The following is a 25338-nucleotide window of genomic DNA, read 5'->3' as shown; positions in this document are numbered from 1 at the left end:
AGGCCGTGCGACTCAAATCCTTATCGTGGATGACCACCCCATCATCCGGGACGGGATGACGCTCTTGCTCAATCTGCAAGAGGATCTGCACGTCTGCGGTGCAGCGGGCAGCGCCGACGAAGCGCTCGCGGCGATGAAGTGTCTGCCCGACATGGCCATTGTGGACATCAGTCTGCAGACGGACTCCGGCCTCGAGTTGGTGAAGACGCTGCGGCACCGCTATCCGGATCTGGCAATCCTTGTCCTCAGCATGCATGACGAAAGCCTGTTTGCCGAACGCGCACTCCGCTCAGGGGCAAACGGGTATCTCATGAAACTCGAGGCCACGGAGCATGTCGTGAGTGCCATCCGCGAAGTGCTGGCAGGCAACATCTACATGAGCGCCGCCATGCATGAGAAGCTCGCGCGTGCGCTTGCCGTCCCAAACAGAAAGCCCGAGGGCCAAATTGCGAGCCTTTCGGAACGGGAATTCGAAGTTCTGCACCTGATCGGGCTCGGCTTCAGCACCCGCGATATCGCAGAGAAGCTGAACCGGAGCGTGAAGACCATCGAAGCGCACCGGGCCAATATCAAGGAGAAGCTGAATATCCGCAGCGGCAAGGAGCTGACGCGCTTCGCAATTCAGTGGATCGAGAGCCAATAGCGCTGAGCCTGTCTGCTGAATAAGGCAATCCCCTAGCCTCTTTTAGGACGGGTACCTGGTTCGTGCACATGGAGTCGGCGCATACAGTCGTATCTACCCAACACCGAACGCTCTGTCGCCGGTGCGTTTGCGGAAGCCGTACAACGGCAAGCGCATGGCGATGCGACCCTTCACGACGCTCGCTGTAGCAGCCCTTCAGCGCGAGTCGTTTGCAGATGTTCAACTTAGTCGTGCTCAGGGCAAGGAGATTCGCTTTGAGCAGGATCTCGTTCGTTACAGGAGGAAATCAGCGAAATGAAACGGCTAGTTGCGGCGCCGCCCGCGCTCGCGTGACCGGGCGGTTCCCCTGACGCCGAGGTCCACCGGATGTGCGGCCAGCTCGCTTGAACGTACCCCGGTTCACTGCGTCGATGGGTCGTTGACGCCGGTTGCATACAAGAAGACTCGTCGAACCGTACGTGGCAATCGTTGGAGGTAGCTCATCATGAAATATCTTGCTCAAACTGTCGTTATATTTACTATCGCGGCCGCTCCGGCTCTCTCGATCGCACAGTCGAACGGCCCCGTGACGGCTGAACAGGTTCGCGCCGAGCTCGTCCAGCTCGAACAGGCTGGCTATCACGTCGGTGACGGCGACAATGCAAGCTATCCAGCCGATATCCAGGCTGCCGAAGCGCGCGTGGCCGCGCAAAACGGCGGGAGCAGTTATGGCGGGACGGTCAGCGGAACGTCAGCATCCGGCGCGCCTGCGCCAGCCATTACCGGTTTGAAGCCCGTCTACTTCGGTCAGTAAGACATTGCGTTGACGGACTGTGTTGTGTGGTCTCGCAGCACGGCGCACTAGCGCATCACACTTTACGCGAAGGCCCCTGTCCCGAATGGAGAGGGGCTTTTTGATTGCTTCGCGGAGGTTCGGGGGAGAAGGCGACGATCGGTAGAGGGCTGTACTACGCGGGGATCTACCGAAGATTTGCTTGAAAAAACGTAAGCGCCATTTCGTCAAACTGCTTGTGAAAGACTGTCCGATCGAAGCCGTTCGCATCGATGCAGTAGCCCGGCTCATTGTTCTTCATTGCCGCGGGACACGGAGCAAGAAAAGCAAAATGCGCCGCGTTGGAAACAATGTGATATTCAGGCCTGTGAGGAAGCGTCCTGGCGAGTGCGTCAGCGTTGCGCGGCAGCACGCCGGCGCCACCGAACTGGGAAGCCCAGAGCTGAACTGGCGCTTGCACGTTCTTCAGGCTCGCCGCGGTCGGGAACGCATCGAACGGGTCCGCTAGCACAAAGGCTTTGATCCGTGCGTCATGAGTCAGGTGGTCGGTGGACACCTTTCCACTTCGAACCTGTTTGCAAATCGGAGCGCTCGGGTCCGGGCACGTAATATCGGCGTGCGGGAAATCGGGGTTACCGCCGGCCAACACCAGGCCCGTGTAGCCGCCGCGCGAAAAGCCAAAAAAGCCTATCCGTTGCGGGTCGATTCTGGCTGCGTCGGGGGCCGTGCTCACCATGTAGTCGATAAGACGCTTGATGTCGGTCGGTCGCTCGACGAACACAGACATATCGTCGGCCCGAGTCATGTCAGAGAACGTATCGCCTGGATGATTGATTGCCGCCACGACAAAACCCGCCTCGGCAAGCGTCTCGGCAAGGTCTCGATGGCCAAGGTACGATCCGCCATGGCCATGCGAAATGACAACGAGGGGAAGCTTTTCGCCAACGGTCGGACAGTCGAGCCGCCCCTTCAGGACATATGGACCGATCGGCACTTCCTGGGCAGGCTCACCACACGGTGTCCACACTATCGCTTTTAACGCCGGACCGCCGGCATCAGCCGGAATCTGCGCGAACTTTATTCCCGCGGCGTGTGCAATTGCCGTAGACAAACACAACAGAACGGCCAATATGGGCGTTTTCATGTGGTTTTGAGAGGCGAGTTGTCTGCTTTCAATATCCTGATCGGCGGTATCGCTGCGCAACGGCTCGATGGCCGAGTTCGGTCAGATCCTGATTTTATCCTCGTGCGCCAACGGCGGGATTTTGGATGACGCGGTCGCTCAGGTGTCCGATTTCCCGCGCAGGCGAATGGCGTCTGATGGGCCGTTTCCCGCCCAACCGAATGTGCGATTTGGAAAACCGCACTCGAGCAATCCTCGCAGTCTTCAGCAGCCGGTCATTCGTCGGCGAATGACGTCTACGGCGCACACTCCCGCAGTTGCTGCGCGAGCAGACCCGCGTGCGGATGGGAAACGGTGGGAACACTGGCAATTCCGGCCGGTCTTGCGGCACTGCGCCGACCTCGGCCGTAACGCCGTGGGTATCGATTCGACGCGGGTTGTCGAGAGCCTCCATCAAATGATGGAGGCCAAAACGATCACTCGCGCATACGATCGGAATAGACGACAACGATAATGCTTGCGCGCTGCAAAGTCTGGCAAGGGGTCGAACCAGGTTTCGGATGAGCGGGCCGTTTGCAGCGCGAGTCAGCCGGAGTCACTAACCCGGAGGTGGGCCACTATGAAGACGCTAGTCCACACAGTTTGCGCGGTCGCCGTCATGGCTGTGCCAATTGCATCGTTGGCGCAGGCGGATGGAGGACTGACGCGCGCGCAAGTACAAGCCGAGATCGCTCAGCTTCAGCAAGCCGGCTTCAATCCAGCCAATGCGAATACCGTCGACTTTCCCTCCAGCATGCCGGCCACCGACGCTGGCGCCGCCGGCCAGAATAGCGGCTACGGCCCTGCCATGAATGGCTCGTCGCAGATGGGCCATCCGGCCAGTCCGACTGGGATGAAGCCGGTGTTCTTTGGCGGGTCGTAAGCTCTTTTCGTCTGACCGGCTTGGACGATTGGAGAGCATGCCGTCTGCGCCTGAGACGGCATCGAGCGTCGTACCTTGCCCGCTTCGCGCCATTGAGGAATCCGAATAGAGGAGGCGAAAGCCTCCTTCCTGCCCGTTACGTGCGCAACGGCCTCAAGCCTGCGCGAACCTCCTGCGCGAACAGGATCGGCTGTTCCCACGCCGCAAAGTGACCGCCTTTGTCGGGCCGGTTGTAATAGACGAGATTGTGATACGCCCGCTCCGCCCAGCTGCGCGGGGCCTGATGACTCTCGCCGGGGAACGCGCTGACGGCGGCCGGAACGGAAACGTCAGCGGCAGCGTAGAAGTTGAAGTGCGACTCCCAATAGAAGCGCGCTGCTGATATTCCAGTATTCGTCAGCCAGTAGAGCGTGATGTCGTCGAGGACGTCGTTCAACGTCAGGTCACCCGAGGAATGTCCGTTGATCGTGCGCCCATACACCGCGGATGTGAGCGCAGCCGCCGGCTGCGCATAGCCGTCCGGGTGATCGAGAAGCCAGCTCGCCAGCGCGATGGGCGAGTCCGCCAGTCCATAGAGCGTTTGTGGACGCGTGCCCTGCTCCAGGGCGTAAGCGCGTCGCTTCGACAAGGCGCTCAGTTGGCCGTAAGCGAGCCTTTCGTCCGCCGAGAGACTGGCAGGCGCCGGATCGCCGGCCAACAGCGCCCTGGTAATTTCAGGCGGAACCGTCGCGGGAAAGTTGACGTGAATACCGATCAACTCTGGCGGTGCCTGCTTCGCCATCACGTTCGCCACGACGCCGCCAAGATCGCCGCCCTGCGCTGCAAATTTCGCATAACCCAGGCGCTTCATCAGCACGACCCAGGCGCGCGCCGTACGCTCCGGTCCCCACCCGGTCTCTTTGGGTTTGCCCGAGAATCCATAGCCCGGCAAGGACGGAATCACCAGATGGAAGGCGTCCGATACACTCGCGCCATATGCACTCGGATTCACCAGCGGATCGATGATCTTGAGCTGCTCGATGACCGAACCAGGCCATCCGTGCGTGACCACGAGCGGCATCGCGTTCGCATGTTTCGAGCGGACGTGGATGAAATGAATGTCCAAGCCGTCGATTTCCGTGACGAAATTCGGCAGCGCATTCAGTCTCGTTTCGACGTTGCGCCAGTCGTAACCCGACGACCAATGACGCGCGACTTCCTGAATCATCGCAAGCGGCACGCCTTGCGTATCGTCGGCGACCGTCTCGCGGTCCGGCCATCGCGTCGCCTTGATGCGTCGGCGCAAGTCGGTCAACTGCGACTCCGGCACATGAATGCGAAGTGGACGGATAGCAGTCTTGTCGCCGCCAGTTGCCGCGGCAGCATCAGTGATGGATTGATTTTCTTGCGCGAAAGCCAGCTGACTCAGCGAGCCGGCCGCAACGGCAGCCGCGGCCACGCTCACAAAACGTCGGCGAGACGGCGAAGGGAGAAGAATATCGGTCGACATAAGTGTTCCTGTTGGCGATGAAGTTGGCGATGAAGCCTGGTCCTAGATTGATCGCAGCGTGATCTGACGCGCTACGGATTGCGATGGCGGCGGCAGCGCAGCACCCAGATCAGCTTTTCGGTGCGCCCGGTTGATCGCCTTGCAGGAATTCGATCATTGCTCTCGCAACGAAATCGGGCTGCTCTTCCTGGATGAAGTGGCCGCTGCTCTCCACCTTCAGGGCAGTGAGATTCGCCGTCTTCTGCGCAACGACTTTCTTCATCCATCCGTAAGCCGGGCCACCCAATGCAAGAACCGGCATCTGCAAAGTGCCGTATGCCTTGTTGTCGATGACATCCTGCGGGAAGGCCTGGTACCACGCATTGCTTGCACGGATCGCGTCAGCCGTGTTGTATGCCTGCTCGTACACGGCGCGATCGCGCGCGTCGATTGAGCCCGCATCCACGAGGAAGTAGTTGAATAGCCAGTCCTGTTCCACCCGGATGCGGCCAGCCAGAAGCTTTTCCGGCAAGCCCTGCACCTGGTTGAACGCGAACCACCACAGATACGGGCGCGCCGTGCCCAGCCTGTCGCTGAAGGCGCCTTGCGCCGGCAGCAGCGGGAACGACATCAGGCTGTCGTCTGGATGCGGCAACTCCATCATCACGAGCTTGTCGGTGGCCTGCGGATAGTTCTCGGCATACGCGAATGCCACCGCCGAGCCGATGTCATGTCCGGCGACACTGGCTTTGTCATAGCCCAATGATCGAACCAGCTCGTAGATGTCCCGGGCCATCGTCTTCTTGTCGTACCCGCCTGCAGGTCTCGAAGATGAACCCATGCCGCGCAAGTCCACGGCGATGACGGTGTGCTGCCCGGCCAGAGACGGCATGATTTTGTGGAACGTCCACCAGGTTTCCGGCCAGCCCGGCAGCAGGATCAGCGGCGCACCTTTGCCGCCCACGACGTAGTGCAGGCGTACACCGTCGAGCTCGGCGTAGCCGTTTTTGAATCCAGGCAACGACTTCACCAGCGCCGCATCGGCTACGCTCGCATGCTTCGCAGGCGTCGCCTTATGCGGAGTCGTCGCCCCTGCGCCGGCACTGAACTGCGCCTGCGCGTAGCTCGGCGAAAGGGTTAAGGTCAGCGCTGCCAATACCGCGCCGGCAGTGGCAATCTTCGATATCACTTTCAAGGTACGTCTCCGTCGGTGGTACGGGCACAGGCCGCGCTAGTGATGTTGCATATGCAACATCGGCAATCAGGAAGTTGTGGCATGCGCGGCCGTTACTGGCCTGCGCTGCCTGCGATAGCGCGTGGACTGGCCCGCGCGATGGGCGTATTTGAGCGCGCAGACGTATCTCGAATGTGTCGGGAAAGCGAGGCATTTGTGATTACACGTATCAGTGCCGCGTGCAGATACACTGCGATACAGAACGCAACCGTGCATTTGGAGGGGTCTGATTTCTTCAGAACTATGCGTATGCTTGTTCTGCAATCCTACTGAACGGCCGATACGGGCCCGCTCGTCCCGCTCTGCGTGGTCCGCTGGATCGCGTGGCCGCGATACCGCTACCAGCGTCCCCATCAGCGATTCCGGCAACACCTGACCGACATGCGAAACGTGCGAGCGCTGCGGTCGCGACGCGCTTGCCGTGCGTACCTTGAAATGGACGTGGTTTACCCGAGCCGGTGCTCATGTCGATTACATTTCTATTACGCTTATTTTCGCGCCGGCAGAGCGTACTTGCCCTGATTGCCCCGATTTGGCCGGCTATGCAGAAATGCGCATGGAAGCCGTCGTGAACGGTCAAGACGAAGCGATATTGGCTTCCTATAGTCGCACTCAGCGTCTCGCCCCGGCGTCTTTCGTGCGGAGCGGTCCGATCGATTCCATGCCTATTCTGGAGGAGCCCAGCCCGCAGTCGACGCGAACAAGAGAGTCGTGAACCGGCCGCCGACCGCGCAAGGCAGACAACGCGGGCGAGCCCGGCCGGTATGCACGCCACAGCAGTGAACCCATGCTTGCCGACAAAGGAAACAACATGCGTTTTGCGAAGACTCTTACCCCTATCGCAGTTGCCGTTGGAGCACTTCTCGCTGTAGCACCGCTCGCCTCGCGCGCGGATACCGTCGTTAAAATCGGTTTTGCCGCGCCGCTCACCGGACCGAACGCGAATTACGGCAAAGACCTGGAAAACGGCGTCAAGATGGCCCTCGACGACGCCAAGGCGCAAGGCGTCAAGATCAACGGCCAGCCCGTCTCGTTCGAACTCGTCGCCGAAGACGATCAGGCCGACCCGCGCGTGGGCGTGCAGGTCGCGCAAAAGCTCGTCGACGAAGGCGTTTCGGTCGTCGTCGGCCACTTCAACTCGGGCACGACGATTCCCGCTTCCGAGCTGTACGAAAAGGCGGGCCTGCCCGACATCGATCCGGCCGCCACGAATCCGGTCATCAGCGGCCGCGGGTTCAAGAACATCTTCATGGTGATCTCGAGCGACGCGCAAAACGCGGGCACCGCGGGCGCCTACGCGGTCACGACGACGAAGGCCAAGCGAATTGCCGTCATCGACGACCGCACGGCGTTCGGCCAGGGCGAAGCCGACGAATTCGTGAAGGCCGTCAAGGCGCACGGTGGGGAGATCGTCGACCGCGAGTACACGACGAACCAGGCGACGGACTTCAAGACGCAGCTCACGAACATCAAGAGCAAGAACCCCGATCTGATTTTCGTGGGCGCCCTCAACCCGCAGGCGGCCGGCATCATGAAGCAGATGGCCCAGCTCGGCATCAAGGCGCAGTACGTGGGCGGCGGCGGCGTGAAGGATGTGGACTTCGTCAAGCTTGCGGGCGACGTGTCCGAAGGCGCCATGGCGTGGGAATACGGCCGTCCGCTCGACAGCACGCCGGTCGGCGCGAAGTTCGCCGACCGCTTCAAGCAGAAGTACGGCGTGGAGGTGCTCTCTTACGCGCCGTTCGGCTACGACGCGGCGTGGGCCGCCATCAAGGCGATGCAGGCCGCCAATTCGACCAAGCCCGACGACTATCGCGCGAAGATGCAAGGCATCGCCTTCGACGGCATTACCGGCCATATCGCGTACAACGCGAATGGCTCGCTCAAGAACGGTTCGTCCACGGTCTATCAGGTGAAGAACGGGCAGTGGGTGACGGTCAAGACGGTAAGCGGTCTCTGATCGCCCACGCGGCCCTCGCCTCGTTCAGGCGAGGGCCGCGTGCAACGCGAGGATTTGCACCGCCACCGGCAACTGCACTCCTGGAGGCTATGCCGGATACCGCCATGATCCCCAGTTGTCCACCGCCGTTGCGGGTGTCGTTCCGCCGGCGGCACGGCATTCTGCCGAGCCCGGCGATGAAGCTGCTGGAGCAGTTGCGCACGTTGACGGCGGTGCCGCACTAACGGCGTTCGTCATTCGTCGCGCAGGAGACGCCCCGCGTTCGCGATCACCACGAACGTGCCCACGTTGTGCAGCACCGCGCTCGCCACGGCGCTCAGCACACCCAGCGCCGCGAGCGTGAGGACGGCCACCGTCCACGCCAGCCCGATCGCTGCATTCGCCGTCGCGATGCGCCGGCAGCGCCGCCCGAGGCGCACGCTGTCCGGCACGCGGCGCAGGTCGTCGGCGAGCAGCACGATGTCGGCGGCGGCGACGGCGATATCGATGCCGCGCTCGCCCATCGCCACGCTGGTCGCGCCGGCCTTGATCGCGAGCACGTCGTTCAGACCGTCGCCGACCACCATCGGGCGGTGCCCCGCGCCGATCTCGCCCAGCACATAGTCGAGCTTGTCGTGCGGCAGCGCATGCGCCACCACGGTGTCGATGCCCACTTCGGCGGCCACGCGGCGCGCCACGCGCTCGCGGTCGCCCGTGAGCAGCGTCGCACGCTCGATGCCGAGCGCACGCAGCCCGTCCAACGCTTCGCGGGCTTCCGCGCGCACCGTGTCGGCAAAACCGAACCACGCCAGCAGGCGGCCATTGAGCGCGATGCCTGCGCATGGGCCGTCCAGTTGCGCGGGCGTGGGCGGCATCGCGCTCACGTATTGTTCCAGCAGATCATGGCGGCCCAGCACCGCCTCGCCTTCCGGCATCGTCGCGAGCACGCCGAGTCCGCGCAGTTCGCGTGAGTGCGGGGGCGGCTCGGTGTGCTGTATTCCCGGCGCGCCGTAGCGCAACAGCGCGCGACACACCGGATGTGCGCTCACCTGGGCGAGCTGCACGGCCAGCGCCAGCGTACTGGCTTCGTCGGCGCCCGGCTGCAGCATCACCGTCGTCACGCGCAACTCGCCGTGCGTGAGCGTGCCTGTCTTGTCGATGACGAGCGTATCGATTTCCGCCAGCGCGTCGATAAAGGCAGCATTCCTGAACAGGATCCCGCGCCGCGCGCCCGCCGCGATGCCGGCGATCGCGGTTGAAGGCGCTGCCAGCACGAGCGCGCATGGGCACGCGGCGACGATCACCGCGAGCATGGCCGAGGCGTTCGCGCTCACGAACCACACGATCGCCGCGATCAGCAGCACGAGCGCGAGGTAGGCGTCCATATAGCGTTCGAGCGCCTGCGTGATGGGCGGCTTCGCGGCTTCGGCGCGCTGCATCAACTCGACGACCTTGCCGAGCGTCGAGGCCTTGCCGACGTGCGTGATCTCTACGCGCAGCGGGCCGTCCAGATTCATTGCGCCGCCGAAGACGCGCGCGCCCTCGCCCGCGTCCTGCGGCAACGATTCGCCCGTGATCGGCCCGTTGTCGATGGCCGAGCGGCCGTGCCGCACGATGCCGTCCGCGGGCACGCGCGAGCCGGGCAGCACATCGACGACGTCGCCGGGACGCAGCGCGTCATAGGGCACGGTCTCGATCGCGCCCGCGGCGCTCACGCGCCGCACGTCGCCGGCAGTGAGGCGGCCCAGCGCGCGGATTGCTTCCTGCGAGCCGAGCACGCTGCGCTCTTCAAGCGCGTGGCCGAAGGTCATCACGATCGGCAGGAGCGCGGCCGTCGTCATGTCGCCCACGGCCCATGCGCCCAGCATGGCGAGCGCGATGAGGCGGTCGGTCACCCCGTGCAGACTCGGCGTCCTGAGGCTGCGCCACGCGCCCGCGAACACGGGCGGCGCGACCACGAGCGAGGCGACCGCCGCCAGCACTTGCGCGAGCGTGGCGTCGCCGCTCGCCAGATGCGGCCACGCGAGCGAGAGCAGCAGCAATGCGCCCGCGAACAGCGCGAGCAACGTGTGGCGAGTGATGGCGCGGCGCTCGGCGTCCGACATGACGAGCGTCGCGACGGATGGCCCTGCGCGGCCTTCGTGCCCTTCGTGACCATCGCGCTCGTGGCCGTGTGCGTGCGCGGATCCGGTTTCCTGTGCGGCGCCGGGTGCGCGCTGACTCGTCGGCGTTTCGTATGGCATGGTCATGGCGCGCGTCCCGGCACCACGAGGCTCGATGCGTCGTTGGGGTCGAGCGTCGTCACGCGCGCGGCGTGGGCGAGCACCGCCTGCACGCGGTCCCGATACGCACGCGCGAGCAGCCCCGGGTCGTGGTTCGCGCCGAGCGCCGCTTCGAGCTGCGCGATCGTCGAGGTTTCCGACTGCGCCGTCGCCACGCGCTCCGCCGCGCTGGCTTGCGCGTCCTGCACGATGCGGTCGGCGCTCTGCTGCGCGTGCTGCCGCGTCTTTTCCGCAAGCGTGCGCGCCTGAGCGACATCGCGCTCGGCGTTCTGCAGCGAAGTCAGCACCGCGTTGAACGCATCGACAGCCGAGGCCGGAAACGACGCTTGCAGATCCATGCGCGAGACCTCGATGCCGAGCCCCGCATGCGCGGCAGTCAGCGCGTCGAGCTGACGCTGGACCGCGCGCGCGAGATCGCCGCGCAATTGCTCGCGGCGCGCGGCCATCTGCTGATCGGCGGCCACCATCTCCGGACGCGCGACGAGGATCGAATCGAGGTCGCGTTGCGCGGCGGTTTGCGCGAGCGCGGCCGAGACGATGCGCTCGAGCGCGGCGTCGAGATGCGCGAGCTGCAACGCATACGCGTAAGGGTCGCTCACACGGTAGAACAGCGTCGCGCTCACCTGCACGACGCCGTTGTCGCCCGCGAGCACGTAGCCGGAACCCGCTAGCGCGTCGCTGGCATCGCTCAATTGCGCGGGTGCACCCGGATCGCGCGTGAGCGAGACGATGCGCCGCTCGAGCACACGCTCGCTGCCCGGCACGAGCAGCACCGTTTCGAATGGCCGCGGCAACGCGACGAGCAGCCCCGCGCCCTGGCTGCGCACGTAGGCGCCAAAGCGCATCACGACGACGCTGCTGTCGGCGGGAATTCGGCGCACGTTCGACGTGGCCCACGCGAGCGCGGCCAGCACGGCCAGCGCCGCCACAAACCAGAACGACAGACGCACCGCCTGTGCGCCGGGCCCGAGCGCCGGGAAGTTGTCGCTCGTGCTCATGGCGTGTGCCCGCGTGCGTGCGCATTCGTTGCGGGCGCAACGACCGGCCCCGACGGCACCGCGGCCGCGCCGAGCCCGGGCGGCCCCTGCACGAGCGCGCGGAACGGCGCGGCGTCGGTGCGCAGGATCAGGTTCGTGTTGCTGTTGACAACCGTCCCGAGCGTGTCGAGCGAGCGCAGCATCGTATACAGCTGCGGATCGGCGGCGTAGCTCTTGCCGTAGATCGCCGCGGCATCCTTGCGCGATTGCGCTTCGATATCGGCGGCTTTCACATTGGCGTCGGCGATCAGCACGCGCGCGTCGCGATCGGCGTCCGAGCGGATCTGGGCCGCTTCGCGCAGGCCTTCGGCCGTGCGCTGCGCGGCCACCGTCTCGCGCTCGGCGCGCATGCGATCAACCGTCGCTGCCAGCGTCACGGCAGGCAGCGTAAGGCGTTCGAGCCCGACCTGCACGACGTGCACGCCATAGGCCGCATACACCTGCGCATCGACCTGGCGGCGCAGCGCTTCTTCGAATGCGCCAATGCGGACCTGCGATGGATCGGTGTTCACGAGCGAGGCGAGATCGAAGCCGGCCGACGTGGTCTGCAAGGCCGAGCCGACCAGCGAGCGAATCTGGCGCGCGGCTTCGTCGGGTTCATTGCGCACCGCGCGCACGAAGCGGCCAATGTCGTTCGCGTTGGCGGGCACGCGCCAGGCCACATAGGCCTGCACGATGATGCGCAAACCATCGCGCGTGCCGACGTCCTGTAAAGCGCTCGAGGTCGTGTGCAGGCGCAGGTCCACCGGCACCGCGGCCTCGATGGGCGCGGGCAGGCGCCACGCGAGGCCGGGCCGCAACAGCACGCGCACGGGGTCGCCAAAGCGCGTGACGACGGTAGCCTCGCCCTCGCGTACCTGCACGACGCTCGCCACGATGAGCGCAACGACCACGCAGAACAGCGCGAACGCCACGCGCAGCGCGAAACGCCGCGGATTCACGGGCGCCAATCCAACTGAGCCACGGGAGCCGCCTGCGCCGTGGTCATGATGATGATGGGAATGCGCATCGCCGTGTGTATGCAAAAGGCTCACGTTCGAATCACCTTGCTCTGTCTATGGGGTAATGGGTCACCACGCCTTCTTCATGCCAGCCGCGGTGGCCGGGCTCAACGTGCGCAGATCGATCGTCGCGCGGCTGCCGCTCGCGAGCCGGTCGTCGATCACCGTCACGCTCGCGTTTTTCAGCCCTTTTTGCAGGCTGTGCAGGTAATACTCGAAACCGAATGCCGGGCCGCCGAGCTGCTGCGCGATCACATCGGCGTCGAAGCCGATCTGTTGGGCGCGCGCGGCGGCAAGCGTGTCCGCCGCGTTCGCGCTGCCCAGCGCGACGGTCTCGATCGCCTGCTGCTGCGCTTGCCCGAGCGCAGTCGCCGCGAAGCCGTGCGCCTGCACCACGCTGGCTTGCGCGCGAATCTGCGCGGCCTGCACGCCGTGATATGCGGCGGCCGCGCCCGCGGGCGGATGCACGCTCTCGATCACCACGGCCACGACCTCGATGCCGCTCGCAAGGCGGTCCAACTCGTGCTGCACGGCGCTGCGCAACGCGGCGGCCATGGCCGTTTGCGGCGTGTCGAGCAGCGACGGCAGCGTGCGCGACGCAAGGTAACGCACGACCTCGCGGTTCGCGATCGAGCGCACCGTGTCGTCCATGTCGACGGCGCGATAGAGCGAGGCGCGCGCCGCCGCGTCCGTGAGGCCGACGCGATAGTCGAGCCGCACGTCGGCGCTCACGATCTGGAACGCCTGCTGGGCGCCGCTCGTGCCCGCGATCACCTGAGTCGTCTCCCAGGGGTGCGTCACGTCCCAGAGGCGATTCAATTGCGCGGGTGTGTCACCATCGGCGGAAACGGCAGGCGCGGCGCGGCTGCTGTCGTTCGCGCTGCCCGAGACGATCAGTTGATGGACCGCGCCGTTGTCGATCACGCGAGCGCGGCCGAAGGGCCAGGGCAGGCCCACATGCAAGCCCGGCTGCCACACGGCGACAGGTGCGCCGAAGCGCTCGTACACAGCGCGCTGATCGGGGCCGAGGATCGTCACGCCGCCGAGTAGCCAGCCCGCCACCACCATGGCCATCAGCGCCCCAGGCAGGAGGCGAACGAAGCTCTGGAGCGCCCAGTTCTGCCGCAGGTCGATGCCATAGCGCATACGCAATTGGGCGTTGAGTGCGGCGACCGGACGTGCCTGCACGCTCAACACGCCCGCGATGGTGCTATGCAGGAAGCGGTCCTCGTCGGGCTTTCCCAGCGCAGCGAGCAGCGCACGCAGACCGAGTTCGACGGCAATCGCGCCACAAAGCAGGGCGACGATACGCACGAGCCACGTGAGCGGCTCGCCCGCATAAGCCAGCGCCGCGACCGATGCCGCCATACTCAACGCAGCGACGAGCACCACGCGCATCAGGCCCGCGAGCGCGGCGGACTCGCGCGACTGCGCGGCGCGCTGCGCATGAAAGCGCTCGGCCACGAGCGCAGCGAAAGCGACGACGAGCGCAGCGGCTCCCGCGACGAGAAAAGACGCGGATTCACGTTGCGAAACGGTTGGCGCAAAAGCAGGGGACGTCCACGCAGAGAGGGCGAACGCAAGCGAAACTAGCGCGGCGAGCGGCGCGATCCACCGTTGCCACGGAAGCGACCGCAGCAGGCCGCGCATGTCGGCGGCCTCCGAATCGCGCTGGAACGCGAGGCGCAAGAGGCGCAGCGCAGTCTTCGCGACCGGTTCGCCGGCCGGCGCGCGCGCCGCCAACAGCCGCGTGCCGAAGGCGACGATGAACAGGTTGAGGCACGCGCTCGACATCACGGCGCACAGGCGCGCATCGAACGGCACAGCGAAAACGAAAGCCAGCGCGCCGAACACGCAAGCCAACCCCAACGCGGACCAGCCAAGCCTCGTCTGGCCCGCAGGACCGCCGAGCCAGCCATAGCCTTCGCGGTGGTCGCGCGATACGCGATGCATCATCAGCAATCCTTACATGCAAATTACATGAAACAGGCCCGCGCGTAACGACCACCGATCGCGCGACGCCGAAATTCGCGCGCCCAATGTAGCGCGCTCAAAACCGAAACTCAATATAACTGGGCTCGTTCATCCGTGCCCCACTATTTAGCCGATTCGGAGCACAATACCTTCAGTCAATTGAGTCTGCTTTCCGGACGCGGGCGGCCACTCGCGCTGTCACGCCACGATCACAATTCTCGAGCTGAGCACCAACCCAAAAGTCATCATATGGACGGCTTGCTGATCGGTCCGGCAACGCGCAGGCAGGCGCTCTTCGCCAGCGTATGCGCGTTTGCGATTCTCCTCACGCTCGCGCTCGCGGCGCCGCATGCCCGCGACGCGCTGCCCGGCATCGCCCCGTTCATGCCGATGTGCGCGCTCACGGTGTTCACCACGTCGAGCATCGCGGCGTTCCTGCTGGGCGCGCGTTTCGCGGCTACGCGCGTGGCCATGCTCGCCGCGCTGGGCGGCGCCTACGCGTTCACGGCCATTACCGTCGCGCTGCAGCTGTTGATGTTTCCTGGCGTGTTCGGGCGCACGGGGCTGCTCGGCGCGCTGCCGCATAGCGCCGCATGGATGTGGGTGTTCTGGCACGCAGGCTTTCCCGCGCTCGTCATCGTGGCCGAACTGGTGAGAAAGCGCCTGCCCGCCCCGCCGTTTGCCCGCGAACGTCTCGACGCGCGCGGCTGGCTGCTCATCGCGGGCCCGGCGGCGGTCGCCGCCCTGCTCGGCGTACTCGTCACGCACGTCGATCTCGCATCGCCGTTTCGCGACGTTGCGAGCGCTGTGCCGACGGCGGCTCTCTCGCCGGCCTCGGCCATCGCGAACAATCTCGCGGGCCTCGTGATTTGCGCGCTCAACCTGATCGCCATCGCGCTCGTGCTGCTCAAGGGACGGCTGCGCCTCGTGCTCGATCTGTGGATCGTGGTGGCGCTGCTCGCCTCCCTCGTCGACGCCGCGCTCAATACGCTCAGCATCGAGCGCTTCACGGTGGGCTGGTATGTCGCGCGCGTGTTCAGCATGTTCGCGCCAGGCGTGCTCGTGTGCGTGCTCGTATGGGAAGTGACGGCGCTCTATCGCCAGCTCGCCCAAGACCACGCCACGCTGATCCGCGCCTCCGCGCGCGATGCGCTCACGCGTGTCTACAATCGCAGCTATTTCGACGAGCAGTTCCACCAGGCCTTCGAGCGCGCCGCGCGTAGCGGCCAGCCGCTCTCGCTCGTGATGCTCGATGTCGATCACTTCAAGCCCTACAACGACGCCTTCGGCCATCTCCACGGCGACGCCTGCCTCGGCGCGGTAGCGGGTGCGCTCGCCGCAACGCTTGCGAGCGCGCCGCACGCGCCGGGCGGCTTCGTCGCGCGCTATGGCGGCGAAGAATTCGCGCTCGTCCTGCCCGATACCGGGGCAGATGAAGCCGCGGCGCTCGCCGAAGGCGCACGCGCTGCCGTCGAGCAACTGGGCATTCCCTCTCCCGCCGCCGGCGGCCTCGTCACGGTGAGCGCGGGCTGCGCCACCCGCGACGCGATCGTTGCGTCGTCCCCCAATGCGCTGATCGAAGCCGCCGATGCCGCGTTGTATGCGGCCAAGCACGCCGGCCGCAACCGCGTGAGCCACACAGGCGCGAGCATCGCGTAACCCCTGCCGATTCGTTGCCGTTCGCATTGCATGAGCGGCATTGCGAAGCGCGGCATTGCCATAAGCGCAACGCATTTGGGTTTCAACCAGGTGCTTCCATGTCAATGCATCAATAAAGTGCGTGCTATGGCTTGTATCGGCATTTGCATACGTCGCGCGCAACCCATGCAAATACATCGATGCATGCACATTTTGTCCCCACACGCTTTCAAAATGTAATGAGGAATCGGGATGTCCATTGAAAAATCGGCGGAAATTGCCGCCCGCTTCGACCGGCTGCCGCCGTCGCGCACAGTCTGGTCGATGGTGATTCTGCTGTCGCTCGGCGGTGTATTCGAGTTTTACGACCTCTTCTTCACGGGCTATGTCGCGCCCGGCATGGTGCACTCGGGTCTTTTCACGCCGGAATCTCTCGGCTTCTTTTCCGCACTCGGGCCGCTCAAGGTGGCCGGCTTCGGCACCTTCGTGTTCTCGACCTTCGCGGGGCTTTGGGTCGGTGCGCTCGCGTTTGGCCAGGTCGCCGACCGGTTCGGGCGGCGCATGATCTTCACGTGGTCGCTGATCTGGTACATCGTCTGCACGGCGATCATGGCGTTTCAGACGAGCGGCCAGGCGCTCAATATCTGGCGCTTCATTGCCGGCATCGGCATTGGCATCGAGCTCGTGACCATCGACACGTACATTTCCGAGTTGATCCCGAGCGGGGAGCGCGGCCGCGCCTATGCGGTCAACCAGTTCATCACGTTCAGCGTGGTGCCCGTAGTCGCGTTTCTCGCCTATATCCTCAAGGACTCGCATCCTATTGGCCTCGACTACTGGCGCGTGGTGATCCTGATCGGCTCGGTGGGCGCGGTGGTGGTATGGTTCCTGCGCCGCAGCATTCCCGAAAGCCCGCGCTGGCTCGCGCGCAATGGCCGTGAGGACGAAGCGGAACGCATCGTTGCCGACATCGAGCGGCGCGTCGCCGCCGAAACGGGCACGGCTTTGCCGCCGCTCGGGACGATCTCGCTTGAAAAGGCCGGGCGCGGCTCGCTTGGCGAAATATTGCGTGCGCCGTATTCGCGGCGCACGGTGATCCTGTCGATTTTCAACATGGCGCAGGTGATCGGCTTTTACGGCTTCGCCGCATGGGTGCCGACGCTGCTTATCGCCCGTGGCGTCCATATCACGCAAAGTCTTGCGTACGCCTTTGTGATTGCCATCGCCAATCCGTTCGGACCGCTGATTGGCGTGTGGTTCGCCGACAAGCTGGAGCGCAAGACGCAGATCGTCGGCGGCCTCCTCATCATGGCGATCGTGATTACGCTATTTGCGCAAGCCACGCAGCCGTGGGTGCTGATCGTACTGGGCGTGCTGTTCACGCTCGCCTCGAACGTGATGTCCTACGCCTATCACGGTTATCAGGCCGAGCTTTACCCTACGCGTATCCGCGCCCGCGCCGTCGGCTTCGTGTATTCGTGGAGCCGCATTGCCGCCGCGTTCGCGGGGCTCGCCATCGGCATCCTGCTCCATCATTACGGTGTGCCTGGTGTCGCCGTGTTCATTGGCGCTTCGATGGTCGTGGGCATCGTGATGATTCTGCTTGGGCCGGTGACGCGCGGGCTCTCTCTAGAAGCGATCAGCCATTGAGTCAGGTGATCGTCAAAACAGGACGTGCGATTTGACGATCATCTGTACGGCTGCGGCCAGCACGCACACGAGCACGACCACGCGAAACGCGAGCGGATGCATTCTGTCGCGCAACGGTCGAATGAGCAGCATGCCCGCGATGGCGGGCACGCTGGCCGCCGCCGAAATCGCGAGATCGACGAGATTGGCGTGCGCGCCGTGGCTGAACGTCGTGATGAGCGTGATGACCGAAACGACGAGAATGATCGCGATCTGTTTCGTAAAGGCGCGGCCCGTGGCGCCCGACGCGATCAGATACATGGCGAGCAACGGGCCCGGCACGGCGGCAATGCTCTCCATGAGCGCGGCCCCAAAGCCGAGCGCGAAACCCACTGGCCGCGCGAGTGCAGGCGCGAGTTTGAAACGCGGCGAGACGAGCAACAGCAACGCCGCCACGATCAACGCGACGCCCGAGGCCGCCTGGGCGTGATGCGGCTCCAGCGCGATCAGGACGGAAACCCCAATCACATTGCCGATCACGGTGCCAATTAACGGCGCCGCGATATTGCGCACGGTGGATAGCATTTCGCCCCCCTCCAGCGCCTGCGGAATATTGCCGAGAATGATCGGCATGGACAGCAGCAGCACCGCTTCCTTGACCGGCAAAAAATACGTGACGATGGGCATGGCCACTAGCGGCACGCCGATGCCCGTCACGCCCTTCACCATGCCACCCAGCACGAGCGCAATCGCAATGCCGAGCAATTGAAGTACGTCGAGCGATTGCAGATGGGGCGCGAGAAGACCCGAGGAAAAAGAAAGGCCGGACATCGGTGACATTTCGGGGCAATGGGCGCGCGTCGTTTCGCGCCGCTCATGTGAAAGTGGCCGCGGGCGTCGAAACGCCGGCGCGGCCACCGGTTCGCAAGCGAATTTCGCTTATGCGCTTTTTTCAGCGACTTTATTAAGCAGCCGCTGCGGCTTGTGCCGACTTCGCGCCGGCTCGACGGCCTGCCGTTTTACGCCCCGCCCGCTTTGCGGGTGCCGCTTTCTTCGCGGGCGCGGCCTTAGCGCGCTTCGCCGCGGTCTTTTTCACCGCGGCGGCATTGGCGCGCGGTTTGCGCGCGGCGTTGCTAGCGGTCTTTGCCGCGCTGCCGTCGATCAGGAATTTCGAACGGTCTTTCACGTCGCGAATCCATGCCGGCGCACGGCCGCGGCCGGTCCACGTGGCGCCCGTTTTCGGATCGGCATATTTGGCCGCAACGGTGCGCTTTGGACCTGCGGCTTTGACGCCTTTGCCAGGCTTGCGGCCGCGTTTCTTGCCGACGAAGCGGTCGATGTCGGCCACGCTCAGGCCGTGTCTGGCCATCAGATCGCGAATTTTCGTGAGACCGACCGACGCTTGTTTTTCCACGATCGATTCGGCCTGCTTTTGCAGCTTTGCGATCTTCGATTGAATTGCATCCAGGGTGACCATTCACACCTCCTTATTCACGGTTTTTACGGACACCCTTCAACCATCACTGGCCGATCGAATTGCGATCTTGTCGGCCGGGGCGTCGCGAAAGACAGGGTGATTATGAAGTCAAATCACGCATGGTGGCAAATTTAAACGAATGTTTTGTAGTGGAAAACATGTTTCCTGATCGGACTATTGATCGTTCCGCAAACAAAGTCTCCATGAATTTCCATTGAGAAAACATTCGCACCGCTACGCGAGGACAGGCGTACGCTGCAATTCGACAATGTTGACCCGCGCGCCAAAAATCTCGCGGATCATGGGCAAAAGGTGATCGTGGTGCGTGAGAAACAACACCTGGGTTTTCGCGGAGAGATTCCGTAATGCCGCGAAACCGGCCTTTGCTCGCTCGTCGTCGAAATTGATGAAGAGATCGTCGGCCACGAAAGGGAGCGCCGCCTTGCTCACCAGCTGCAATTCGAGGGCCGCGATGCGCAGCGCGAGAAAAAGCTGATCGCGCGTGCCTTCACTCATTCCACTCACTTCCACGGTTTTGCCGTCGCTGCGGCGCGCATGCAACGCGGGCGGATTGCGTTCGTTGTCCACCACGAGCCTCGCGAAATCACCGAGCGTGAGTCCACTGAATATTTCACCCGCGCGACGCAGCATCGGCCCCTGCTTCTGGTCGCGATAACGATCCGTTGCCCATTTGAGCAGGCGGCTTGCGGTCGCGGCTTCGAGATATTGCTCCGCGGCGTCGCCCATGGCGCTCAGGGCTTCCTGGCGTTTCGCTTCGGCGAGCGCGGCATTGGCCTGGCCGTTGATCGCGTCGAACGCTTGCTTTGCGCTGACCTGTTGCTGCAGGCACTCGCTCAGCGCACGGTCGCCCGCTTCGCGTTTCTGGTTTACGGTTGCGAGCAGCGCGGGCACCTCGGTGATGTGCTGCTCAGCGATCTCCGCCTCGATGGCCTCCTGCGCAAGTCCGTCGCCTTCGCGCACGAGCGTGTCCCGCGCCGCCGAGATCGCCTTCGACAGCGCGCGGCGCACGTCGGAACGCTCGGCGAGCGGCAATGCCGCGTCGATCTCGTTCACGCCCGCGAGCTTCAGAATGGGCTCGATGCGCGCCTGTGCGCCCGCCACCGCCGCTGCTGCGTCGGCCACGCGCATACGGGCAACCTGCACGTCGGCATCGGCCTGAGCGAGGGATTTCGCCGTTTCGCGCGCGGTGGCGAGCCGCGCCGCGAGCTGACGCGCCACGTCGATGCCGTCGCCCGACGCGGGCCATTCGGGCGCGAGCGCCTCGGCGAGGCGTCGCGCGTCGGCTGCCAGAATCGTCAATTGCGTGCAGATCGCACGAATGCGGTTACGGGGTACTTCGGCATCCGAAAAAGCGGCAGCAATGGCATTGGCGAGTTCGATGGCGCCTTCCGCTGCTGCGAGCGTCGCCGCGCGTGCGCCGAGATTGGCTTGCGCGAGCGCCTCACGCCATTGCGTCTGCCACTTTGCGTAGGCGTCCTGTTCAATCTTCAAGCGCGATTGCGCGGCTTCGCTCGCGCGTTCGGCGTCGCGAATCTGCGTTTCGAGACCTTCGCGCTGCACGGCGCTCTTCTGGGCCGATTGCACGACGGTTTCCGCCATGCCAATCAACGTCGTCAGCGCATCGTCTTCATTTGCCTGTGCGACCGGCCGCAAGGCTTCCAGCAGCGCCGCATGCGCGGCAATGCGCGCCGCGCGACGCGCTTCGAACTCGCTCGCGCGGCGGTCGCTTTCGCTCTGTGCGTTGAGCGCCGCTTCGCGATTCGCGAGCCACGCGCCCATGTCCGCAAGCGGCATGCCAGGCAGTTGCGCGTCGATTGCAGATTGCGTCCAGCTATTGCGAAAGGCCTTGAGTTCGCGCTCGCGTTCGCTCAACGCTGCAAGCTTGCGCTGCGCGTTCGCGCGCGCCGTCTCGACTTGCTGACGCAAGTTCTGCAATGTGGCCGCCGCCTGCGAAGTGCCGAGCTGTGCATCGACCAGCTCGTCGGCCAGGCGCATCGCGTCGTCCACGGCGGGCGCACCATCCGCGAGACTGACGCGCGCCGCCTTGACTTCGTCCCACGCGCTGTCGCGGCGTGTGCGCGCAGCCTGCACTTCTGCGGTCGTGACAACCTTGTTGCCCTGCGTGAAATGCGTCTCCTGCAATTCGAAACGCTCGATCTCTTCTTGTGCGGCCGTGACCGCTTCTCGCGCTGCGGCCACCGCGCTCGTGCGCTCGCTTTCTTCCTTTTGCAGTGCGGCCAGGCGCGTGGCCGATGGCAGGTCGAGCGCGCGCAGTGCTTGCACCGGCTTGCTCCATCGACCGAGCAGTTGGCGCTTTTCTTCGACCGTGCGCTGCGCATCCGCCAGTTCGCGCTCGAGCGCATTTTCCTTCGTCACACTGTTGCGGAATTCGCGCGCATCGTCGAGCGCGGCGTGCAACGCACGCGGCACGTCGATACCGGGCAGGCGCACAAGCTGCTGCTGCAATTGTGCGAGCTTGCGCGTCTGTTCGTCATGCGCCTCGCGCGCCGTCGTGAGCGCCTGCTCGCGAAGACCGTGATCGCGCAGCAGGTTGGTCACCGTCTTCAGCGCGAGCGCGCCGGGCAACGCCGCACGCAATGCGGCTTCGTCACCCGGCCAGCCAAGCTGGGCCGCAGCGGCGAATGCGGCATCGAGATAGTTGCGGATCTCAGTTTCACGCACCAGCAATTCACGCGGATGATTGACGCATTCGCCGCGCAGCGTGTCGAGTGCGTCGATTTCGGCGGCGAGCGCAAGTGCCGCGCGATCGGGCTCGATCGCATCACGTGACGCTTCTTTACCTGCAAGATCGGCCTGCCACGCTTCCTGCACTTTACGCTCGGCGGCGATGTCGGCTTGCGCCTTCAACAGATCGGCGTAGGCGGTGGGCGGTAGATCGATGACCTCGCCCAATGCGGCCAACTCGTTTTGCTTGAGCGAAAGCTCTTCTATACAGGGAGCGAGACGGCGCACGCGTTCGAGCTTCGAGCGCTGCGATTCGAAACTGCGCTGTTCGGCGCGCAAACGCTCAATAGCCTGTTCGACTGCTTCGAGCGCGTCCTTCTTCTCGACCCAATCGCGCGTGCGCACCTGCGCGGCCTTCAGTTCGCTCGTTGCCTCGGCGAACGACGTTTCCGCTTGTGCGTACGCACTGCCGCTGCGTCGCGGAGCCCAAAGTTCGGCCGCGCGACTTTCGAGTTCCTCGCGCACGGGCCCGAGGCGCCCCACACCCACCGCCGATTCGAACAACACCTGGCCGAGCTTGTCCGATGCGTCAAGAATGCTGCGCCCCCCTTCAACGAGCCGCGCATGATCGAGGCCGAACATCTGCTCGAAGAACTCCTTGCTCGTGCCGTCGAGAAATGCGGCGAGAAAGTCCTCGGGTAGTTTGTCGTCTTGCGGGGTGCGCAGCGAGTTCCGGCCGCGCGCGCGATGAAATCGTCGCTCGGCCGCGTCGTTTTCCAGCACGCCGCCAATGCGCAATTCCGGCGTGTTATGGAGAAAATCGAGCGGCGTTTGCAGCCGCATGCCAAACAACAACTCCGACACAGCGGTGCGCACTGTGGACTTGCCCGCTTCGTTCGGCCCGACGATGACGTGGAAATCGTGCGCGGCGTGGGGAAACGGCAGGGTCGTATCAGTGAATTTTCCGTATTTGATCAAATCGAGTTGCTTGAGACGCACTGGTCATTCTCCCGTGGAAAGGCGCGCAAGCAGCGCGGGGCCGACCTGCTCCACCAGCGCTGCGAGTTTGCCCTCGCGGGCGAATTCGAGCAGTGGCGCGTCTTCTTTCACTTCGCTGCGCACCTTGCCGACGAAGGCGCGCAAATCGCGTTCGAGCAGCGCGAGAAATTCGGCGTCTTGCGTGGCGGCTTCGAGTAGCAGTTTGAGATCGGCGAGCGCTTCGATCTGCTCGTTCTGTGCGGCAGCCGTATCGGCCGCGCTCGTTTCGAGCTTGACCTTTTCCAGCCACAGCGTGTCATTGCCGATAATGCCGACCTGATTGAGCACTTCAGCGCGCAATTGCGCGGCGCGCCCGAAAAAGAGTCCATGTGCCGGCGACTTGCCCGTCACCGTCACGCGCACCGCGCGCGGCACATGCGCGTCGACGGATAGCAGCGCTTCGAGCGCGGCGCCAATCTTGCGCGACAGATCCGCGACGCTTTCGCAGTCGCTCGCGTCGACGCCCACCGACTCCCAGCGCAGCACATCGAGGTAGAGACGTTCGACCTCCGTGCGGCAGCCCTCGACGCTCACGAGCACGGCGCCCCGGCGCCCCGTTTCGCGGATGTGCCGGCCCTGCAGATTGCCCGGGAATACGATCGTCGACTCTTCCGCCCACTGCTGGAACTCGTGGACGTGACCTAGCGCCCAGTAGTCGTAACCCTTCGCGTGCAATTCGGCACGCGTGCATGGCGCGTAAGTCGCATGCGCGGCATAGCCTTCGAGCGCGGTGTGGAGCACACCGATGTTGTAATAACCGGAAACCGGCGACGGGTAACCCACGGCGAGATTTTCCACCACGGCTTTGTCCTTGAAGCTCTGTCCGTGCAGCGCCACCTTGATGTCGTGCAGCGCGTGAGTTTCAGCCTTGCGATGACTGAACACCGTCACGTTGTCCGGCAATGTGAGCTTCCTGGTCATTTCGCTTTCTGCGTCGTGATTGCCCCACAACGCGAAGACGCGAATGCCAGCCTTGCGCAGACGTCCCATCTGCTGGCCGAAGAAGACACCGGTGTTGTGGTCCTTCCAGTCGCCGTCGTAGAGATCGCCGGCGAGGACGACGAACGCGACCTCTTCGTCGATGGCGCGATCGACGAGCAGGCGCAGCGCCTCGCGCGTGGCGTTGCGCAATTGGGCGACCGGCGCATCGGGGTATGCGCTCAGGCCATGAAGCGGGCTGTCGAGGTGTAGATCTGCCGCGTGGATGAACTTCACGACGTTTCCTGTATGGTGTTTACGGGCGCTGAATGGAGAAAGGGTGACTGCTGCTTTCTCGCGCGAGCAGCACATGATGGGCGCTGGCGATTTGAGCGTGACCACGAGCCGGACCGGAGCCCTGTCTAGTGTTCTGCAACGGGGCCCAATTTTAATCGACGCGCATGGGTGGGATACGGGTACCGTCGTACGTCGAGGGGTGAAGCGCGGCTTCGCGCGTCACTCCGGCGCAAAAATTGAAAACTACAAAATACGTATTGAAATGTACGATGGATGCTGGCGAAGCGGGTTCTGGCTCCTAGGCACTCATTCTGGCTGTGTTTCGGGGTCGTAATGTCGTTACCGCCGTGAAACAAGAAGTAGAATTTGGATTGTTTCAGGCATAGAACGCCCGTCGCATAAGGCTTTCGGCGATTTATTGGTTGTGGGTTAATTGTTTCACGCCCTTGGGATCGCGTTCTGAGGGCGGATTGACCCGGTGTGACGATAGTTTCTACGATGTGGTTCTGTTCGCGTCGGGGTCGATGTGCGGTTCTGGGTGCTCCACTCGTCTCCTCTATTTCTCGATGGAGACGCGTCGATCGCTACTTTGTTTGCTCGGGGGCAGTCGCAGCACTGACGCGAGCGGCCCCACATTGGTTGCTTCGTCCCCATCGGATCCGCGTCATCAGTTAGTTGCATTTATGGCGCCAATCTGCGGGGCAAATAGCGGGATTTCTTCCGTGATCGTTCGTCCCCCCGCCTAGTCCTCGCGTTGCTGTGCTGACCTGGTTCAGTTCGTTCATAGGCGCCAACCGACATGGCGCACGATACCAAGAGTCCCACACACCGCGCACAACGGGCTCACCTCAGACTTACGGGCCATCAGTTCTGCCGCCGCTGCCCCGCCGGTCGTCCCGAAAGGAGGGGTCAAGTGAGAAGGACTGAGCGGCGCTGCCTCGCCTGTGCCGGAGACAACCAGGCTGGAATCTCAGCGTAAGGCGCAAGCGACTTACGCGAGCACATGGCGCGGCCGGCCACTATCAAGCCGTCCGTTTGGGGGGCCGCTACGCTCATGCACTGATCGGGCATGAGCGTAGCGTCACATTCGTGTGCCGCGTAGACCGAAGCGCGCTCACCACCCGAGAATGTGTCGGGGAAAAATCAAGATCAGCGATGTGGCAAAGCCATGGCTCCCGGCCACCTGCGAAGACTGTCTGCGCGGGCTCCTGGGGGCAAACCGAGAGCGGGCGTAATGTCC

18 protein-coding genes are annotated in these 25338 nt (G+C 64.1%); 7 read left to right on the top strand and 11 right to left on the bottom strand.

Annotation, left to right across the window (positions count from 1 at the left end; all coding sequences use genetic code 11):
- Positions 1–25: 25 nt before the first annotated feature.
- Both M3I53_RS05410 and M3I53_RS05405 read left to right on the top strand, forming a co-directional pair.
- Positions 26–643, top strand: a complete 618-nt coding sequence (locus tag M3I53_RS05410) for a response regulator transcription factor (protein ID WP_254314948.1) — start codon at positions 26–28, stop codon at positions 641–643.
- Positions 644–1127: 484 nt separating this feature from the next.
- Entirely contained in the window at positions 1128–1436 is a 309-nt protein-coding gene (locus M3I53_RS05405) for a DUF4148 domain-containing protein (RefSeq protein ID WP_254314947.1), read from the top strand.
- Positions 1437–1602: 166 nt separating this feature from the next.
- Here M3I53_RS05405 and M3I53_RS05400 read toward each other — a convergent pair whose 3' ends face one another.
- Positions 1603–2559, bottom strand: coding sequence for an alpha/beta fold hydrolase (locus M3I53_RS05400; RefSeq protein ID WP_254315104.1), 957 nt, complete (start codon positions 2557–2559; stop codon positions 1603–1605).
- 598 nt (positions 2560–3157) lie between these two features.
- Between M3I53_RS05400 and M3I53_RS05395 the strand changes: the two genes are divergently transcribed.
- Positions 3158–3460 carry a DUF4148 domain-containing protein gene (locus M3I53_RS05395; RefSeq protein WP_254314946.1) on the top strand — a complete coding sequence of 101 codons (303 nt, stop codon included), beginning with the start codon at positions 3158–3160 and terminating at the stop codon, positions 3458–3460.
- Between the two features lie 136 nt (positions 3461–3596).
- Here M3I53_RS05395 and M3I53_RS05390 read toward each other — a convergent pair whose 3' ends face one another.
- Both M3I53_RS05390 and M3I53_RS05385 read right to left on the bottom strand, forming a co-directional pair.
- A complete protein-coding gene (locus M3I53_RS05390; protein ID WP_254314945.1) occupies positions 3597–4949 on the bottom strand; it encodes an epoxide hydrolase family protein in 1353 nt (450 codons plus the stop codon).
- A gap of 109 nt (positions 4950–5058) precedes the next feature.
- Entirely contained in the window at positions 5059–6084 is a 1026-nt protein-coding gene (locus M3I53_RS05385) for an alpha/beta fold hydrolase (RefSeq protein WP_254314944.1), read from the bottom strand.
- Between the two features lie 889 nt (positions 6085–6973).
- Between M3I53_RS05385 and M3I53_RS05380 the strand changes: the two genes are divergently transcribed.
- Positions 6974–8122: a branched-chain amino acid ABC transporter substrate-binding protein gene (locus tag M3I53_RS05380; RefSeq protein WP_254314943.1), complete on the top strand. Its 1149-nt coding sequence runs from the start codon at positions 6974–6976 to the stop codon at positions 8120–8122.
- Between the two features lie 89 nt (positions 8123–8211).
- Entirely contained in the window at positions 8212–8346 is a 135-nt protein-coding gene (locus tag M3I53_RS38145; RefSeq protein WP_302057554.1) for a hypothetical protein, read from the top strand.
- 9 nt (positions 8347–8355) lie between these two features.
- Here the strand turns inward: M3I53_RS38145 and M3I53_RS05375 are convergent, their stop codons facing one another.
- The 4 genes from M3I53_RS05375 to hflK (M3I53_RS05360) all read right to left on the bottom strand — a co-directional run bounded on the left by M3I53_RS05375 (position 8356) and on the right by hflK (M3I53_RS05360) (position 14377).
- Positions 8356–10350: a cation-translocating P-type ATPase gene (locus M3I53_RS05375; protein WP_254314942.1), complete on the bottom strand. Its 1995-nt coding sequence runs from the start codon at positions 10348–10350 to the stop codon at positions 8356–8358.
- Positions 10347–11381, bottom strand: a complete 1035-nt coding sequence (gene hflK / locus M3I53_RS05370) for a protease modulator HflK (protein ID WP_254314941.1) — start codon at positions 11379–11381, stop codon at positions 10347–10349. The genes M3I53_RS05375 and hflK (M3I53_RS05370) overlap by 4 nt, the downstream gene beginning before the upstream one ends.
- Positions 11378–12361, bottom strand: coding sequence for a protease modulator HflC (gene hflC, locus M3I53_RS05365; RefSeq protein WP_254314940.1), 984 nt, complete (start codon positions 12359–12361; stop codon positions 11378–11380). Before hflC ends, hflK (M3I53_RS05370) begins: the two co-directional genes overlap by 4 nt.
- A 129-nt stretch (positions 12362–12490) precedes the next feature.
- A complete protein-coding gene (gene hflK, locus M3I53_RS05360; RefSeq protein ID WP_254314939.1) occupies positions 12491–14377 on the bottom strand; it encodes a protease modulator HflK in 1887 nt (628 codons plus the stop codon).
- Between the two features lie 267 nt (positions 14378–14644).
- On the opposite strand from hflK (M3I53_RS05360), the gene M3I53_RS05355 reads away from it, so the two are divergent.
- Both M3I53_RS05355 and M3I53_RS05350 read left to right on the top strand, forming a co-directional pair.
- Complete coding sequence (locus tag M3I53_RS05355) at positions 14645–16054, top strand: diguanylate cyclase domain-containing protein (protein WP_254314938.1); 1410 nt, start codon at positions 14645–14647, stop codon at positions 16052–16054.
- Between the two features lie 303 nt (positions 16055–16357).
- The gene (locus tag M3I53_RS05350) at positions 16358–17683 is read left to right on the top strand and encodes an MFS transporter (RefSeq protein WP_254315103.1); all 1326 of its coding nucleotides are present in this window, start codon (positions 16358–16360) and stop codon (positions 17681–17683) included.
- A 12-nt stretch (positions 17684–17695) separates the two neighbouring features.
- Here M3I53_RS05350 and M3I53_RS05345 read toward each other — a convergent pair whose 3' ends face one another.
- From M3I53_RS05345 to M3I53_RS05330, 4 genes are all read right to left on the bottom strand, one after another.
- A complete protein-coding gene (locus M3I53_RS05345; protein WP_254314937.1) occupies positions 17696–18493 on the bottom strand; it encodes a sulfite exporter TauE/SafE family protein in 798 nt (265 codons plus the stop codon).
- A gap of 133 nt (positions 18494–18626) precedes the next feature.
- On the bottom strand, positions 18627–19139 hold the full coding sequence (locus tag M3I53_RS05340; RefSeq protein WP_254314936.1) for an H-NS histone family protein: 513 nt from the start codon (positions 19137–19139) through the stop codon (positions 18627–18629).
- A 234-nt stretch (positions 19140–19373) separates the two neighbouring features.
- Positions 19374–22844, bottom strand: coding sequence for a YhaN family protein (locus M3I53_RS05335; protein WP_254314935.1), 3471 nt, complete (start codon positions 22842–22844; stop codon positions 19374–19376).
- A 3-nt stretch (positions 22845–22847) separates the two neighbouring features.
- Positions 22848–24098 carry a DNA repair exonuclease gene (locus tag M3I53_RS05330; protein ID WP_254314934.1) on the bottom strand — a complete coding sequence of 417 codons (1251 nt, stop codon included), beginning with the start codon at positions 24096–24098 and terminating at the stop codon, positions 22848–22850.
- Between the last annotated feature and the right edge of the window lie 1240 nt (positions 24099–25338).

The sequence above is a fragment of the Paraburkholderia sp. CNPSo 3272 genome (assembly GCF_024206495.1).
Classification (GTDB): Bacteria; Pseudomonadota; Gammaproteobacteria; order Burkholderiales; family Burkholderiaceae; genus Paraburkholderia.
Note: the sequence above shows the minus strand (reverse complement) of the source record. Positions and strands in the feature narration are given on the sequence as shown.